The following is a 15,487-nucleotide window of genomic DNA, read 5'->3' as shown; positions in this document are numbered from 1 at the left end:
CATCGCAACCCTTATGCCATGATGCGCTCCAACTGCTGAAAACAGCGGAGAGGATGCATGGCGGATACCGAGAAGCTCACTTTCGATGAGCTGATAACCCATTGGGCGCAGGAAAAGCCCCACCAGACCGCGCTCGAGCAGGATGGCGAGGCGATCAGCTTCGCCGACCTAGAGGAACGCTCGCGCCGGATCGTGGCGATGCTGCGCGCGCGCGGGGTGGAGAAGGGTGACCGGATCGCGTGGCTGGGCAAGAATGCGCGGCATTACTTCGAATTGTTCTATTCGGGCGCGCGCCTCGGCGCAGTCATGGTCCCGATCGGCTGGCGCCTTGCTGCGCCCGAAGTGGCCTATATCCTTGCCGATACGGGGGCGAAGCTGTTGTTCATCGACGAGGGGTTCGATGATCTCGCGGCCAAGGCCTGCGCCGAGACGGAGGCTTCGCCGACAGTTCTCGATACGCCGACAGCCAAGGCGGAAATCGACGGGGCACCGGCGGCGCTATTTGATCCCGCGGGTGCGGACGATGCGGTGCTTCAGCTCTACACGTCGGGCACCACCGGCAATCCCAAGGGTGCGGTTCTGACCAATGCCAATCTGTTTTCACTGCGACTGCCCGCCGAAGCGGCGGCGCAGCCGTGGTCGAGCTGGGACGAGGACGAAGCAATCCTTATCTGCATGCCCTGCGCGCATATCGGCGGGACCGGCCTCGGCATCATGGCGATCGCCGCCGGCATCCGCGCGATCGTGCAGGCGGAATTCACCCCCGACGGGGTGCTCGATGCGTTCGAGCAGGGCATAACGCGATTGTTCATCGTGCCCGCCGCGCTGCAAATGGTCGTCCAGCACCCGCGCGCGAAGGACACCGACATGTCGGCGGTCAAATACGTCATGTATGGCGCCGCGCCGATCCCGCTCGACCTGCTGCGCGAGGCGGTCCAGACCATTCCCGGTGCAGGCTTCCTGCAATGCTACGGCATGACCGAGACGACCGGCACCATCGCCATGCTCCCGCCCGAAGATCACGCGCTCGACGGCAACCAGCGCATGCGCAGCGCGGGCAAGGCGGTGCCGGGCGCCGAGCTCAAGGTGGTCGGCGAAGACGGCGCCGAACTGCCGCATGGCGAAGTGGGCGAACTGGTGTGCAAGAGCCCGTCGAACATGCAGGGTTACTGGAACCTGCCCGATGCGACCAAGGGCGCGCTGAAGGACGGCTGGATGCACACGGGCGACGCCGCCTATATGGATGAGGATGGCTATGTCTATATTCAGGACCGCATCAAGGACATGATCATTTCGGGCGGCGAGAACGTCTATCCCGCACAGGTCGAAAGCGCGATCTACGGCCACCCGTCAGTGGGCGAAGTGGCGGTGATCGGCGTGCCCGACGATACCTGGGGCGAAGCGGTGAAGGCCTGCGTGGTGGCCAAGCCCGGCAGCGAAGTGGACGCCGAGGATATCATCAGCTTCACGCGCGAGCGGCTGGCGGGCTTCAAGGTCCCCAAGACGGTCGATGTCATTCCCGAAATGCCGCGTAACGCCAGCGGAAAAATCCTGCGCCGCGAATTGCGCGCGCCCTATTGGGAAGGGCGCGACAGGCAGGTCAATTGAAACGCCACGCTCCCGCCACCGCGCGCAATTCGGAGCCGCTGGCCGAAGTGCTGGCGGAGGAATTGCCTGATCGCGGGCTGGTCCTCGAGGTTGCCAGCGGCAGCGGCGAACACGCTGTATTTCTGGCGCGTCAATTTCCTGCGGTCGGGTGGCAACCGAGCGATGTCGATCTCGAGGCGCTGGCCTCGGTCGATGCCTGGGCGGCGGAAGCGGCGGTTGCGAACCTGCGTCCCGCGATCACGCTCGATGCAGCGCAGGCCAATTGGCCGATCGCGGCGGCGGATGCGGTGTTATGCGTCAATATGGTGCATATCAGCCCATGGCCGGCGGCGGTCGGGCTGTTCACGGGGGCGGGGCGGATATTGACCAGCGGCGCACCACTGGTGCTCTACGGCCCTTTCATCGAACCCGGCCGGGAAACCGCGCCCTCGAACCTGGCGTTCGACCAGTCGCTCAAACAGCGCAATAGCGAATGGGGCCTGCGCAACACCGCCGATCTCGACGCATTGGCCGCAGACCACGGCCTGCGCCGAACCGCGCGCCACACGATGCCCGCGAACAATCTGGTGCTGGTCTACCGGTGCGAGTGAACCGGCGGCTCCCGATTGACGTAACTATATGCGAAACGTATATGAAACGTGTATTCACTCAAGCGGGCAACACCATGGGTATCGTCAAGATCGATGAAACGCTGCACGAAGACGTGCGCAAGGCCAGCGCGGTCATGTGCCGGTCGATCAACGCTCAGGCCGAATTCTGGATGAAGATCGGCCGTCTGGCCGAAAGCAATCCAACGCTTTCGTTCAACGAGATTGTCCAGCGCGAGCTGGCTTCGGTGGCCGAGAGCGACAGCGACCGACGCGCGGCGGCATAGAATGGTCAAGACGCCCGACGAGATCGTGCTGATGCGCAAATCGGGCCGATTGCTCGCCTCGGTGTTCGAAATGCTCGATGAAATCGACCTCGTCGGCATGTCGACCATGCAGATCAACGATCTGGTCGAACGCTATATCACGGTCGATCTGGCTGCCCGTCCGGCAAGCAAGGGCCAATATGGCTTCCAGTTCGTTTTGAACTGCTCGATCAACGATGTCGTCTGCCATGGCGTGCCCGATGCGCGTCAATTCGTGCGCGACGGTGACCTGATCAATCTCGACATCACGCTCGAGAAGGATGGCTTCATCGCGGATTCGAGCAAGACCTACGTCGTGGGCAACGCGTCGGGCGCGGCCAAACGGCTGGCGCGCATCGCGCAAGGGGCGATGTGGGCCGGCATCCGGCAGGTTCGCCCCGGCGCGCATCTCGGCGATATAGGTTCGGCCATAGAAAAGCATGCCAGGAAGAACGGCTGCTCGGTCGTGCGCGAATATTGCGGTCACGGTATCGGACGCGAAATGCATGAAGAGCCGCAGGTGCTGAACTTCGGACGCCCGGGCCGCGGTATGCGCCTGCGCGAAGGCATGACCTTCACGATCGAACCTATGGTCAATCTGGGCGGCCGCCGGACCTACACACGCGATGATGGCTGGACGGTTGTCACGGCGGATGGAAAGCTGTCCGCCCAGTTCGAGCATACCGTCGCAGTCACTGCGGATGGTGTCGAAGTGCTGACCCTGCGCAGCGACGAACAGGTTCCATTCTGACAACGTATCGCTGAGCCTAGAATTCGTCTTCGTCTGCCGATTCGATGGCCGACGCGCCCGGGCAAGGGTTTTACGGCTGACAAACGAAAACGCCCGCCGGTGAGGGCGGGCGTCTCGCTGTCAAAACGTGGCTCGGCTCAGGTCGCGTCGTCGACCGTGTTTGCGGCGGACTGAAGGTCGCTGCCGGCGCCGCGAACGGTGTTGCAGGCGGCGGCGGTCAGCGTCATCGAGGTGATGCCGAGTGCGAGCAGGATCTTCTTGGTCATCGTCTTGTCCTTCCCAAAGGGCTCCCGGTGCGGGGTGCGCAAGGTTCAACGGGTTATAGCGGCTTCGGTTCCACAGCCGCCTTGCGCGCCATGCCCAGCGTGTGTTCGCGCCAGGCGATCAGCAATCCGGCGCTCACCACCAGTGGCGCGCCAAACCAGAAGGAAGCGCCGGGCAGGTTGGTGAAGACAAGCCAGCCGAACAGCGTCGCCCAGATCAGTCCCGAATAATCCATTACAATGACGTTCGCGACCGTGCCGTAGCGCAATGCCGCGGTCAGAAGCACCTGTCCGAGCACGCCGATGACGCCGCAAGCGAGCAACAGCAGCCAATCCTGCGGCGGATGCGCCTTGGCGACGAAGGGCATGGCCAGTCCGAGCACGGGGACAGAGAACAGCGAGAAGTAGAACACGATGGTGAAGGGGTGTTCGGTGCGACCGAGGTCGCGCAGCTGGACCGAGATCAGCGCGATCATCAGCGCAGCGCCCAGCGCGATTGCCGCGCCCAGCAGCGGGAGTTCGTCTCCCCAGGGCTGGGCGATGAGCAGCACCCCGGCAAACCCCATCGCCACCGCGCCCCAACGCCACGGCCCGGTCGGTTCGCGCAGCACAAGCGCCGAGAGCAAAACCGCGAAGATCGCCGAGCTGTAGTTGAGCGTGGTTGCGACCGCGAGCGGGAGCAGCGTCGCGGCACCGAAATTCATCGCCATGCCGACGAGACCGAAGCCCGAGCGACGCAGGTGAGAGCCGGTGCGCCGGGTTTTGAGCACGTCAAGGCGGCCACGCAGCGCGAACCAGCCGAACAGGATCGGGATAGTCGGCAACTGCCGCCAGAACATGATCTCCGCAAGATGGATGCCGCGTTCGCTCGCCAGTTTGACGCAGGCGAGCAATCCGGCCAGCACGAAAGCGGCGGCGAGGCGCAACACGAGCGCAAGCAGGGGCCGATGGTGGGGGTGATCGCTTTCGGGCTGCATCACCTAGTTCGCTAGACCACGCATGCTGCGGTGCAAACGGAAGATTGCAGCGTGGATGGCGGCCGCCCATATGGCGCGACGTGACCGAACCCGATTTCCTGCTTTTCGCCAGCGACGCCGAACTCGCCGCTTATTGGGGTGGGGCGTGCCTGCTGGCCGCGATGGTCTGCATGGCGATGGAACGGCGCCGGGTGAAGCGCCGCGAGATCAATCGTGTTGGCTGGGTGCCATGGACGGGGCTGTTCCTGGTTTTTGCTGTCATCGGCGGTGGATTGCTGGCTGCGGCAGTCCCCGCAATGCTGCAGGCCTGACCGATCAGCGCTTGGCGCTGCGTGCGCGCATCTCGGTAAAGCTCTGCATGAACAGCGCTTCGAAATGTCGTTCGCGAGCCAGATCGCGCAGCGTATCCTTGCGCTTGGCCTTGCGGTCGCCGGGGAAAAGAAGTTTGTCGAGCATTGGGTCGTCCTACCTTGGATGCCGGTATAGGACGATGCGCTGCCGCCGGATTGTATGAAGTCGCCTAAATGCGGCGCGTTCTTACAAGCAGGCCTCCAGGTAAGCCTGGTCGAAGCCGAACTGGCGCGCTTTTTCGAGCGTGTAGGGACGCAGGCCCGACGAACGGTATTCGCCCATGATCTTGCCGTCCTCGCTCTCGTCCAGATATTCGAACTTGAACAGTTCCTGCGTGACGATGACGTCGCCTTCCATCCCGATCACTTCGGTGATGTTGGTGGTGCGTCGCGAGCCGTCGCGCAGACGCTTCACCTGGACGATCAGATCGACCGATTCCGCGATCTGGCGGCTGATGGCTTCCTTGGGGATCTTGATGTCCCCCATCAGGATCATGTTTTCCATACGGCCGAGACATTCGCGTGGGCTGTTCGCGTGCAGCGTACACATCGAACCATCGTGGCCGGTGTTCATCGCGGCGAGCAGGTCGAAACATTCCGCGCCGCGGATTTCGCCGAGGATGATGCGGTCCGGACGCATACGCAGGGCGTTCTTCACAAGGTCGCCGATCGTGATGGCGCCCTGGCCTTCCAAGTTGGGCGGGCGCGTTTCCAGCGGCAGCCAGTGAGGCTGCTGCAAGCGAAGTTCGGCCGCGTCCTCGATGGTCAGCACACGCTCGCCCGGGTCGATCATCTTCGACAGGGCATTGAGCATGGTCGTCTTGCCCGAACCGGTACCGCCCGAGATGACGATATTCATCCGGCATGCGCCCGCGATCTTGAGCGCGGTACACATCTTGTCCGACATCGAGCCGAATTCCTTCAGCATATCGAGCGTGATCGGCTTCTCGGAGAATTTACGAATTGAGATAGCTGTACCGCGCAGCGATAGCGGCGGCACGATGACGTTCACACGGCTGCCGTCCTTGAGACGGGCGTCGGCCAGTGGCGTGGTCTGGTCGACGCGGCGGCCGACCTGGTTCACGATACGTTGCGCGATCTGGAACAGGTGGGTCTCGTCGCGGAACTTGATCGGCGCGATGACCAGCTTGCCCTTCTTTTCGATATAGGTCTGGTCGGGGCCGTTGACCATGATGTCCGATACATCGGGATCGTTGAGCAATTCCTCGAGCGGACCGAAGCCAAGCAGTTCGTCAACGAGGACCTTTTCGAGCGCGAATTGCTCGCGGCGATTCAGCGTGACCTTGAGCTCGGCCAGCACTTCCATGATGATCGGGCGAAACTCTTCGGACAGTTCGTCCTTGGACAGTGTCGCCGCAGCTTCGGGATCGACGCGCTCGAGCAGCCGCGGTAGCACCTGCTCCTTGATCTTGTGGACGCTGGCTTCGAATCCGCCGACTTCGCTCTCTCCCGAATGGGTCGAGTTCATCCGCTCCTGCAGACGCGACATCGCATCCGAACTGGCTGGGCTCGAGGAGGAAGGCGGAACATCGTCGGGCAGCGGGGGGAATTGTTCGCCCGCATCGTCGTGTTCGACGCGTGTCGGAGTGGGCGTTGGCGTGCCGCCACGCATGGGCTTGGCGACACCGAACTGCGGACGACTGCTGGCACCCATGCCGGCCGGCCCGTTCTTGCGTCCGAATGCGCTCATTCCGGTAAACCCCCGAGAAAACTCTTTAATCGTGCGACAAGCCTTGTCCGAATATGACGAAGCTCATCCTTCGAAGCATGGTGAATAGGTTGGAAACCTTGATTATTCCCTAATCATGAAAGGCGGGTTTGCCGCATAGTTACTGCCAGAAGCGGGGGCCTGCGTTTCGACTGCGTGAGCATAACGCCAAGCTATGATTGATCGCGTGGTGCAAACCGCTAAGGCTTCCGCGCAGTATTGCTTCGGAGATCATAGTGAATGTGCGGCATCATCGGTATCGTTGGCAAGGAACCGGTAGCGGATCGGCTGGTCGACGGCCTCCGCAGGATGGAATATCGCGGTTACGACAGTGCCGGGGTCTGCACGCTCGATGACGGCGCGCTGATCCGCCGCCGCGCCGAAGGCAAGCTCAACAATCTGGTCGCCGAACTGGTGCAGCAACCCGCGCCCGGCGAGATCGGCATCGCGCATACGCGCTGGGCCACACATGGGGCGCCAACGGCACAGAACGCGCATCCGCATGCTACCGAACAGGTCGCGCTGGTGCACAATGGCATCATCGAGAATTACAAGGAGTTGCGCGCCGAACTGCGCGATGCCGGTCGCACGCTTGAGAGCGACACCGATAGCGAGGTCGTCGCGCATCTGGTTTCGCGCCTGGTCGAGGAAGGCAGCACACCGCAGGATGCGGTCGCATCGGTCCTCCCGCGGCTACGCGGTGCCTTCGCGCTGGCGATCGCCTTTCGTGATCATCCCGACTTGCTGATCGGCGCGCGGCGCGGTTCACCGCTAGTCGTGGGCTTTGCGGATGGCGAAACCTATATCGGTTCTGACGCACTGGCGCTCGCGCCGCTGACCCAGCAGATCAGCTATCTCGAAGAGGGTGACTGGGTCGTCGTGACGCGCGACGGCGCGACGATCTTCGACGCGGAGAACGCCCAGGTGGAGCGCGAGATCACTACCTCGGGGGCTTCTGCTGCGGCCGTCGAGAAGGGCAATTACCGTCACTTCATGCAGAAGGAGATTTTCGAGCAGCCGACCGTCGTCGCCCAGACGCTTGGCTCCTATCTGCGCCAGTCGGACAATTCGGTCGCGCTGCCCCAATTCGACTTCGACCTTTCGCAAATCCGCCGCGTAACGATCGTCGCCTGTGGCACCTCCTTCTACGCGGGCATGGTCGCCAAATACTGGTTCGAACAGTTCGCGCGCGTACCCGTGGACATCGATGTCGCGTCCGAGTTCCGCTACCGCGATCCGGTGCTCGAGGAGAGCGGGCTTGCGCTGTTCATCTCGCAAAGCGGCGAGACCGCCGATACGCTTGCGGCGCTGCGCCATTGCAAGGAAAATGGACAGACGATCGGCGTAATCGTCAACGTCCCGACGAGTTCGATGGCCCGTGAAGCGGATTTGCTGCTGCCGACCCATGCAGGCCCCGAAATCGGGGTCGCATCGACCAAGGCCTTCGCCTGCCAGCTGGCGGTTCTCGCCGCACTGGCTGCGCATATGGCGGTGAAAAAGGGACTGATGAGCCGCGACGAGGAGCAGGAGGTTGTCCGTCACTTGCTCGAGGCTCCCGCCTGTCTCAATGCAGCGCTCGATCACGATGACGATATCGCGAGCATGGCGCATCTGATCGCGCCGGCGCGCGACGTGCTTTATCTGGGCCGTGGGCCCGACTATCCGATGGCGCTCGAAGGGGCACTTAAGCTCAAGGAAATCAGCTACATCCATGCCGAAGGCTATGCTAGTGGCGAAATGAAGCACGGGCCGATCGCGCTGATCGATGACAAGGTACCGGTGATCGTCCTCGCGCCGTCGGGGCCGCTGTTCGAGAAGACCGTCTCCAATATGGAGGAAGTTCGCGCGCGTGGCGGGCAGGTGGTGCTGATCTCGGATGCCGATGGGCTGGAGCAGGCGGGCGAGGGCTGTCTGGCCACTATCGAAATGCCCAAGGTGCACCCGCTGATCGCGCCGCTGGTATACGCGGTTCCGGTGCAATTGCTGGCCTATCACGTCGCCTGTGTGAAAGGCACCGACGTCGATCAGCCGCGCAATCTGGCAAAATCCGTCACGGTGGAGTGATGAAGCGCGGAAGGTCGTTTCCGGGCACCTCCCGGGGGCATGCCGCATCGGGCCTTTACCCGGAGATAAGACTTTCGCGTTAACCGTGCTCTCGTGAGCGAGCAGTCCAACACCCTCAAGGCAAAAGCGGCGTCGCTGTCGATTCGTCAGGTGATCGGGTTCGAGACGCCGGAAGGAACCGACTGGGCGCTTGTCCATGGCCAGCAATATGCGGTTCTCCGCGACCGCGTCATGGCGCGTGCCGTGTTGCATCTGGTCGGCTTCGCCATGGTCGCGGTCATGGCATATCAGGTCATACCCACCGTTGCGCTGGCCCTGTGGGGCGTAACGCTGATTGCTGCGGTCGCATACTCCGCGCGCGCCGATTTCAAGCTCGGCGATGCCGACCGCCGCGCCATTTCGGTCACCGAGATGGAAGCACATGCACTCACCACTGCGGCCAAGGGAGCGATCTGGTCGGCAGGATTGCTGCTGTGCGCCGTATATGCGGGCGCAGGTGCCACGCTGTTGGCCTGGGCCGTGGTTGCGATGCTGGTACTGGGCAGCAGCGCCAGCCGCTATGGCGCGCCGCTCAGTTCGATTGCCTTTGCATGTGCTGCAAGTCTCGGGGGCCTGATCGCCAGCCTCGTGACGGGCCAGTTCATGCTTGCCGCGATCGTTACGCTCTCGACGCTGCTCGCGGTCTTCGGAATCATCGAAAGTGCCCGTGTGGCGGTGGCCGTCCGACTGGCCGAATCGGCGATGCAGGAGAAAAGCGAAGTCGTTTCGATGCTGCTGCGCGAATTCGAGGAAGGCCAGGCCGACTGGCTGTGGCAGGTCGATACCAGCCGTCGTTTGCGCGGCGTGTCGCCCCGCTTCGCTTTTGCGCTCGGCCTCGAACCCGGAGAAATCGAGGGCGAGTCCTTCCTCCAGCTTATTTCGGGCGATGGCTGGAAAACCGGCCGGTTCCCGCAAAGCCTTCACGATCTTGCCGACAAGCTGAAGCGGCGCGAGAACTTCTCCAACCTCACGGTCAAAGTATCGATTGGCGGACAGACGCGCTGGTGGGAGCTTTCCGGCACACCGATCGTCGACGAGCTGGGTAAATACCAGGGTTTCCGCGGGGTCGGTTCCGATGTGACCGAACAGCGGGAATCATCGGAAAAGATCGCTTACCTCGCGCGCTACGATACGCTGACGCAGCTTCCGAACCGGCGCATGCTCAACGAGGGGCTGGGCGAGGCGCTCGAACATGCTGCGGCATGGCGTTCGCGCTGTGCGCTGATGATGATCGATCTCGACCGCTTCAAGGCGGTCAACGACTCGCTTGGGCACCTGGTCGGCGACCGCATGCTGGCCGAAGTCGCGGCGCGGCTGAAGAGTCTGATGCGCGACGGCGAGGTCTGCGGTCGGCTGGGCGGCGACGAGTTCGCCGTGGTGCTGCGCGAAGCACCCAATCGCGAACGCATCGACCAGCTGGCGAACGATATCATCCAGCGATTGTCCGAGCCCTACAAGATCGACAATCACCTGCTCTATGTCGGGGCGAGCGTCGGCTCGGCCTTCGGTCCGCGCGATGGACGCACGGTGGAAGAACTGCTGCGCAACGCCGATCTCGCTCTGTACCGTTCGAAGGGCGAGGGTGGCGGGTCGCATCGCGAATACGAACCATCGCTGCACGCCAACGCGGAGGAACGCCGCCAGCTTGAGCATTCGCTGCGCCATGCGCTCGAGCGCGACGAGTTCACGCTGCACTACCAGCCGGTCGTCGATGCCCGCTCCGAAGAGGTGGTCAGCTTCGAAGCGCTGTTGCGCTGGAACAGCGCCGATCACGGGTTCGTCAGCCCGGCCAAGTTCGTGCCGCTGGCCGAAGATACCCGCCTCATCGTCCCCATCGGGACATGGGTCATGGAACGCGCCTGCCACGAGGCCGCGCAACATTGGCCCGAGCATATCAAGGTGAACGTCAATGTTTCGCCCGAGCAGCTGCTCGAAAGCGATTTCGTCGCCAATCTGGTGCGCGCATTGTCGGAAAGCGGGCTCGATCCCAAGCGGCTCGAGATCGAGGTGACCGAGAGCATCTTCCTGCGCGATGCAAGCGTCGCACGCGAAGCGCTGGAAAGCTGTATGGCTTTGGGATGCTCGGTCGCGCTCGACGATTTCGGGACCGGCTATTCCTCGCTCGGTTATCTGCGCAAGCTCAAGTTCTCGACGATCAAGGTCGATCGCCTGTTCGTCCAGGGTGCCGCGCAGCAGAGCCCCGAATCGATCGCCATCATTCGCGCGGTGGTCGCCATGGCGGACAGCCTCGGCATGACCACGACCGCCGAAGGCGTGGAGAACGAAGAGGAGGTCGAAATGATCTGCTCGCTCGGCTGCACCAAGATCCAGGGCTATCACTTCGGCCGGCCGATGCCGCTCGAGGATGTGCGCGCCATGCTGGCACGGGCACCGCAGGATCAGCGGCTCAAAAGCGCCTGATCAGGCGTCGGCGAGCGTACGCATCGCGCCTTCGAACAGCGCCAGCCCGTCTGTGCCGCCATGCGCCGTGTCGACCGCGCGCTCGGGGTGCGGCATCATGCCGAGCACATTGCCTGCGGCATTGAGTACCCCCGCGATGTCGCGGCGCGATCCGTTGCAGTTCTCGGCATAGCGGAACGCCACGCGGCCTTCACCCTCGAGCCGGTCGAGCGTGTCCTCGTCGGCGAAGTAATTGCCGTCGTGATGCGCCACCGGGATACGGATCGTCTGGCCCTGGTCATAGCCGCCCGTGAACAGCGACTGGCTGTTCTCGACAGTCAGTGCGACGGTGCGGCAGATGAAATTCTGGCTGGCATTGCGCATCAATGCACCGGGCAGCAGCCCCGCCTCGGTCAGCACCTGGAAACCGTTGCACACGCCCAGCACGGGTACACCGCGTTCGGCCTGCTCCTTGACGCCGCGCATCACCGGGCTGTTCGCCGCCATCGCGCCCGAACGCAGGTAATCGCCATAGGAGAAACCGCCGGGCAGGGCGATGAAATCGAGCCGCTCGGGCAGTTCGGCATCGGCATGCCAGACCCTGAGCGGAGCACTGCCGCTCGCCCGTTCGATCGCCACCGCCATGTCGCGATCGCAGTTCGACCCGGGGAAGGTGATAACAGCGGCACGGAAAGCCATCAGGCGACCTTCTCGATACGGAAATTCTCGATCACCGTGTTGGCGAGCAGCTTCTCGCACATGTCGGTCAGCGCGGCATCGCTGGTATCGTCGGCCACGTCGAGTTCGATCAGCCGTCCGACCCGGACATCGTCGACTCCGGCGAAGCCGAGTCCTTCGAGCGCATGGTGGACGGCACGACCCTGCGGATCGAGCACACCGGGCTTAAGCGAGACATGGACGCGGATCTTCATCGGGGCAGCCTTTCGTTTGGCGCGCCTATGGCGCAGGCTAGGCGCGCATTCAAGCATCGAGCGCGCTTGCCGGGCTGCGGTCATGCGAGTGACATATGCGCCGCGCTTGTAGCCAAACTGCAACATCGGTAATGATTCTGCCGCAATGGGCCGCGCGGAACCCCACAAATGCGCCCGACCTGCTATCGGGGTGCCACGGCAAACGATGCCGCAACCCTCCAAATGCCGCAGTCGTCAGACGAGCGTGCTCAAGCAGGAACCCCTCAAGACATGACCATCCGTTCGACCGCTGCCCGTTTTCTCGGTGCCAGCACCTTCGCCCTCGTGGCTTTCGCCGCGCAGCCCGCTCTGGCGCAGGATGCCGACACCGCCGGTGCCGAATCCACCGACGGCCAGCTCAATACGATCATCGTGACTGCCAACCGGCGTGAAGAAAACCTGCAGGACGTACCCGTTTCGGCAGCCACGCTCGATGCCAGCACCGTGCGCACGATCTTCGATGCGGGCGCGGAAATTACCGCGCTGGCCGCGCGCGTCCCCGGCCTGTTCGTCGAAAGCTCGAACGGCCGCGCTGCCCCGCGCTTCTACATCCGCGGGCTCGGCAACACCGACTTCGATCTCGCCGCATCGCAGCCCGTTTCGGTGGTGATGGACGATGTCGTGATGGAAAACGTCACGCTCAAATCCTTCCCGATCTTCGATGTCGAGCGCATCGAAGTGCTGCGCGGTCCGCAGGGGACGCTGTTCGGCCGCAACACGCCCGCCGGCATCGTCAAGATCGACACGGTCAAGCCGGGTGACGAGTTCGCCGTGGACGGTTCGGTCAGCTACGGCAGCTTCAACAGCATTTCCGCCGATGGCGGCGTCACCATCCCGCTTGCTCCGGGCGTGGTGTCGCTGCGCCTGTCGGGCCTGTGGCAGCAGCGCGACAACTGGGTCGACAACGGCTTCACCGGTGAAGAGGATGCCTATGGCGCCTACAGCGAAGTCGCCGGCCGTGCGCAGCTGCTCATCACGCCCGGCGATCGCCTCTCGATCCTCGGCAGCTACTCGATCCGCGACCTCGATGGTCAGTCGACGCTGTTCCGTGCCAATATCCTCGGGCCGGGCGACAACGAGCTGAACGACAATTACGACCGCGACACCGTGTTCTACGATGCCGGTGGCCGCAACGAAGCCGCCTACAAGGCCGAGATCGCAACCGCCAAGGTCGATTACGAAGCCGATTTCGCGACGTTCACCAGCATCACCAGCTGGGCCAACAGCGAAGGCCGCAGCCGCGGCGATATCGATGGCGGCTTCGGCGCGAGCTTCCTCCCGGTCATGGGTCCGGGATTCATCCCGTTCCCCAGCGACACGCAGGATTCGATCGATCTCGAACAGTTCACGCAGGAAGTCCGCATCGCTTCGGCTGCGAACGGTCCGCTGCAGTGGCAGGTCGGCGGCTTCTACTTCGACAGCGATTTCGATGTCACCACTGTCGGATTCGATTTTCCCCCTGCCGTCACAGTCAACCACACCAATGAAAGCTGGGCCGTCTTCGGTCAGGTGACGGGCGAAATCACTCCTGCGCTCAAGCTGACCGGCGGACTGCGCTATACCGAGGACGAGAAGCAGTTTGCGGTCACGCAGACCTCGTTCATCTCGGGCCCCGGGGCGCAGAACCGCACTGTCGAGGACGAGCGCATCAGCTGGGATCTTGCGGCATTCTATGACGTCAGCCTCGATGCCAGCGTTTATGCACGCGTGGCGAGCGGTTTCCGCGCGCCTACCATCCAGGGCCGCGACGTGGCCTTCGGTTCGGCCCCGTCTATCGCGACATCTGAAAAGATCATGAGCTACGAAGCCGGCTTCAAGTCGGAATTCGCAGGTCGCAGCATCCGCCTCAACGGTGCGGTCTATTACTACACCATCGAAGATCCGCAGTTCACCGCGGTCGGCGGCGCGGGCAACCTCGTGCAGCTGGTCAATGCCGACAAGGGCCGCGGCTACGGCTTCGAACTGGACAGCGCGTTCCAGGTCACGCCGGACTTCCTGATCACCGCGGGCGTCAGCTGGAACAACACCAAGATCCAGGACGATACGCTGGCGGTCGGCATCTGCGGCCAGTGCACCGTGACCGATCCCACCGTGGTCCTGTCGGGCAACACCCGCGCCCTGGTGGATGGCAACCCGTTCCCCAACGCTCCCGAATGGATCGCCGATGTCACCGCACGTTATGGCGTTCCGGTCGGCAATGGCGGCGAGATCTTCGCCTTCACCGACTGGGCATATCAGGGCAAGACCAACCTGTTCATCTACGAAAGCGCGGAATTCAATACGAACAACCAGATCGAGGGTGGCCTCCGCGTCGGCTACGCCAAGACCGACGGTTCGTTCGAAGTCGCCGCTTTCGTGCGCAACATCACCGATGCCGACAATGTGAAGGGCGGCATCGACTTCAACAACAACACCGCCTTCGTCAACGATCCGCGCGTGTTCGGTATCTCGGCCCGCGTCAGCTACTAAGCGCGCGAGCTACCGCCACGAAAAAGGGCCGGGGGGAGCGATCCCTCCGGCCCTTTTCTTTGCTGCGGCAGCGCCGTGCAGCCCGTGCCGGGCACGGCGGCGCGCGTTACTTCTTGGGCTTGGCCGGCGTCCGCAGGCGCCCGCGGTGCGCGTTCATGTCGAGCACTTCGCCGGGGCCGTTATCGTCGTTTTGCAGCAGGCCGAGACGGCGCGCGACTTCCTGATAGGCTTCGCTCTCGCCGCCCATGTCGCGGCGGAAGCGGTCCTTGTCGAGCTTTTCGCCGGTGTTGATATCCCACAGGCGGCAGCCATCGGGGCTGATCTCGTCGGCCAGGATCACGCGGCTGTAATCGCCGTCCCAAATGCGACCGAATTCCAGCTTGAAGTCGATCAGGCGGATGTCGATCGCGCTGAACATGCCGCACAGGAAGTCGTTGATGCGGATCGCCATGCTCGACATGTCCTGCAACTCTTCATGGCTGCACCAGTTGAAGCAGGCGATCTCCTCTTCCGAAACCTTGGGGTCGCCCAGCGCGTCGTCCTTGAGGCAATATTCGATCAGCGTGTGCGGCAGCAGTTCGCCTTCCTCGATCCCGAGGCGTTTTGACAGCGATCCGGCGGCAACGTTGCGCACCACCACTTCCAGCGGGATGATCTCGACCTGCCGGACCAACTGCTCGCGCATGTTGAGGCGACGGATGAAATGCGTCGGAATGCCGATATGCGACAGGCGCGAGAACACATATTCGCTGATGCGATTGTTGATCACGCCCTTGCCGTTGATCGTGCCCTTTTTCTCCGCGTTGAACGCGGTGGCATCGTCCTTGAAGTACTGGATGATCGTGCCCGGTTCAGGACCCTCGTAGAGGATCTTGGCCTTGCCTTCGTAGATCTGGCGACGACGAGCCATGGATATGCATTCCTTCGCGCTTGAAAAGCTTGCGCCCCGGCGGCGGAATCGACGAGCGATCACG

The 15,487-nt window shown here is 63.0% G+C and carries 15 protein-coding genes; 8 read left to right on the top strand and 7 right to left on the bottom strand.

All coding sequences use genetic code 11. From position 1 onward, the window contains the following. Positions 1 to 57 precede the first annotated feature (57 nt). The 4 genes from FHS69_RS05455 to map all read left to right on the top strand — a co-directional run bounded on the left by FHS69_RS05455 (position 58) and on the right by map (position 3,251). Positions 58 to 1,608, top strand: coding sequence for a fatty acid--CoA ligase (locus tag FHS69_RS05455; RefSeq protein WP_166776823.1), 1,551 nt, complete (start codon positions 58 to 60; stop codon positions 1,606 to 1,608). Beyond that, complete coding sequence (locus FHS69_RS05450; RefSeq protein WP_166776822.1) at positions 1,605 to 2,198, top strand: DUF938 domain-containing protein; 594 nt, start codon at positions 1,605 to 1,607, stop codon at positions 2,196 to 2,198. The genes FHS69_RS05455 and FHS69_RS05450 overlap by 4 nt, the downstream gene beginning before the upstream one ends. 74 nt (positions 2,199 to 2,272) lie before the next feature. After that, positions 2,273 to 2,482: a ParD-like family protein gene (locus FHS69_RS05445; protein ID WP_166777074.1), complete on the top strand. Its 210-nt coding sequence runs from the start codon at positions 2,273 to 2,275 to the stop codon at positions 2,480 to 2,482. 1 nt (position 2,483) lies between these two features. Next, the gene (map, locus tag FHS69_RS05440; protein ID WP_166776821.1) at positions 2,484 to 3,251 is read left to right on the top strand and encodes a type I methionyl aminopeptidase; all 768 of its coding nucleotides are present in this window, start codon (positions 2,484 to 2,486) and stop codon (positions 3,249 to 3,251) included. Between the two features lie 137 nt (positions 3,252 to 3,388). On the opposite strand, the gene FHS69_RS13895 is transcribed toward map, so the two are convergent. Next, entirely contained in the window at positions 3,389 to 3,517 is a 129-nt protein-coding gene (locus FHS69_RS13895) for a hypothetical protein (RefSeq protein ID WP_257605014.1), read from the bottom strand. Between the two features lie 53 nt (positions 3,518 to 3,570). Continuing rightward, positions 3,571 to 4,491 carry a DMT family transporter gene (locus FHS69_RS05435; RefSeq protein WP_166776820.1) on the bottom strand — a complete coding sequence of 307 codons (921 nt, stop codon included), beginning with the start codon at positions 4,489 to 4,491 and terminating at the stop codon, positions 3,571 to 3,573. 80 nt (positions 4,492 to 4,571) lie between these two features. On the opposite strand from FHS69_RS05435, the gene FHS69_RS05430 reads away from it, so the two are divergent. Next, the gene (locus tag FHS69_RS05430; RefSeq protein ID WP_067469330.1) at positions 4,572 to 4,802 is read left to right on the top strand and encodes a hypothetical protein; all 231 of its coding nucleotides are present in this window, start codon (positions 4,572 to 4,574) and stop codon (positions 4,800 to 4,802) included. Between the two features lie 4 nt (positions 4,803 to 4,806). Here FHS69_RS05430 and FHS69_RS05425 read toward each other — a convergent pair whose 3' ends face one another. Continuing rightward, entirely contained in the window at positions 4,807 to 4,947 is a 141-nt protein-coding gene (locus tag FHS69_RS05425) for a hypothetical protein (protein WP_156492774.1), read from the bottom strand. Positions 4,948 to 5,028: 81 nt separating this feature from the next. After that, the gene (locus tag FHS69_RS05420) at positions 5,029 to 6,552 is read right to left on the bottom strand and encodes a TadA family conjugal transfer-associated ATPase (RefSeq protein WP_130586244.1); all 1,524 of its coding nucleotides are present in this window, start codon (positions 6,550 to 6,552) and stop codon (positions 5,029 to 5,031) included. Positions 6,553 to 6,810: 258 nt separating this feature from the next. Between FHS69_RS05420 and glmS the strand changes: the two genes are divergently transcribed. Together glmS and FHS69_RS05410 are read left to right on the top strand one after the other, a co-directional pair. Further along, positions 6,811 to 8,634, top strand: coding sequence for a glutamine--fructose-6-phosphate transaminase (isomerizing) (gene glmS, locus FHS69_RS05415; RefSeq protein WP_166776819.1), 1,824 nt, complete (start codon positions 6,811 to 6,813; stop codon positions 8,632 to 8,634). A 93-nt stretch (positions 8,635 to 8,727) separates the two neighbouring features. Beyond that, the gene (locus tag FHS69_RS05410) at positions 8,728 to 11,094 is read left to right on the top strand and encodes a putative bifunctional diguanylate cyclase/phosphodiesterase (RefSeq protein ID WP_341801717.1); all 2,367 of its coding nucleotides are present in this window, start codon (positions 8,728 to 8,730) and stop codon (positions 11,092 to 11,094) included. On the opposite strand, the gene purQ is transcribed toward FHS69_RS05410, so the two are convergent. Then, the gene (gene purQ / locus FHS69_RS05405; RefSeq protein ID WP_067501911.1) at positions 11,095 to 11,772 is read right to left on the bottom strand and encodes a phosphoribosylformylglycinamidine synthase subunit PurQ; all 678 of its coding nucleotides are present in this window, start codon (positions 11,770 to 11,772) and stop codon (positions 11,095 to 11,097) included. After that, positions 11,772 to 12,005 carry a phosphoribosylformylglycinamidine synthase subunit PurS gene (gene purS, locus FHS69_RS05400; RefSeq protein ID WP_067469935.1) on the bottom strand — a complete coding sequence of 78 codons (234 nt, stop codon included), beginning with the start codon at positions 12,003 to 12,005 and terminating at the stop codon, positions 11,772 to 11,774. Before purS ends, purQ begins: the two co-directional genes overlap by 1 nt. 270 nt (positions 12,006 to 12,275) lie before the next feature. Here purS and FHS69_RS05395 point away from each other — a divergent pair, with 270 nt between their 5' ends. Beyond that, entirely contained in the window at positions 12,276 to 14,513 is a 2,238-nt protein-coding gene (locus FHS69_RS05395; RefSeq protein WP_166776818.1) for a TonB-dependent receptor, read from the top strand. Between the two features lie 106 nt (positions 14,514 to 14,619). On the opposite strand, the gene purC is transcribed toward FHS69_RS05395, so the two are convergent. Continuing rightward, positions 14,620 to 15,423 (bottom strand): phosphoribosylaminoimidazolesuccinocarboxamide synthase, encoded by an 804-nt coding sequence (purC, locus tag FHS69_RS05390; protein WP_166776817.1) that lies wholly within the window; start codon positions 15,421 to 15,423, stop codon positions 14,620 to 14,622. Positions 15,424 to 15,487 lie beyond the last annotated feature (64 nt).

Source organism: Qipengyuania flava (assembly GCF_011762005.1).
GTDB classification, from domain to species: Bacteria; Pseudomonadota; Alphaproteobacteria; order Sphingomonadales; family Sphingomonadaceae; genus Qipengyuania; species Qipengyuania flava.
This window is presented reverse-complemented; position numbering and strand designations above follow the sequence as displayed.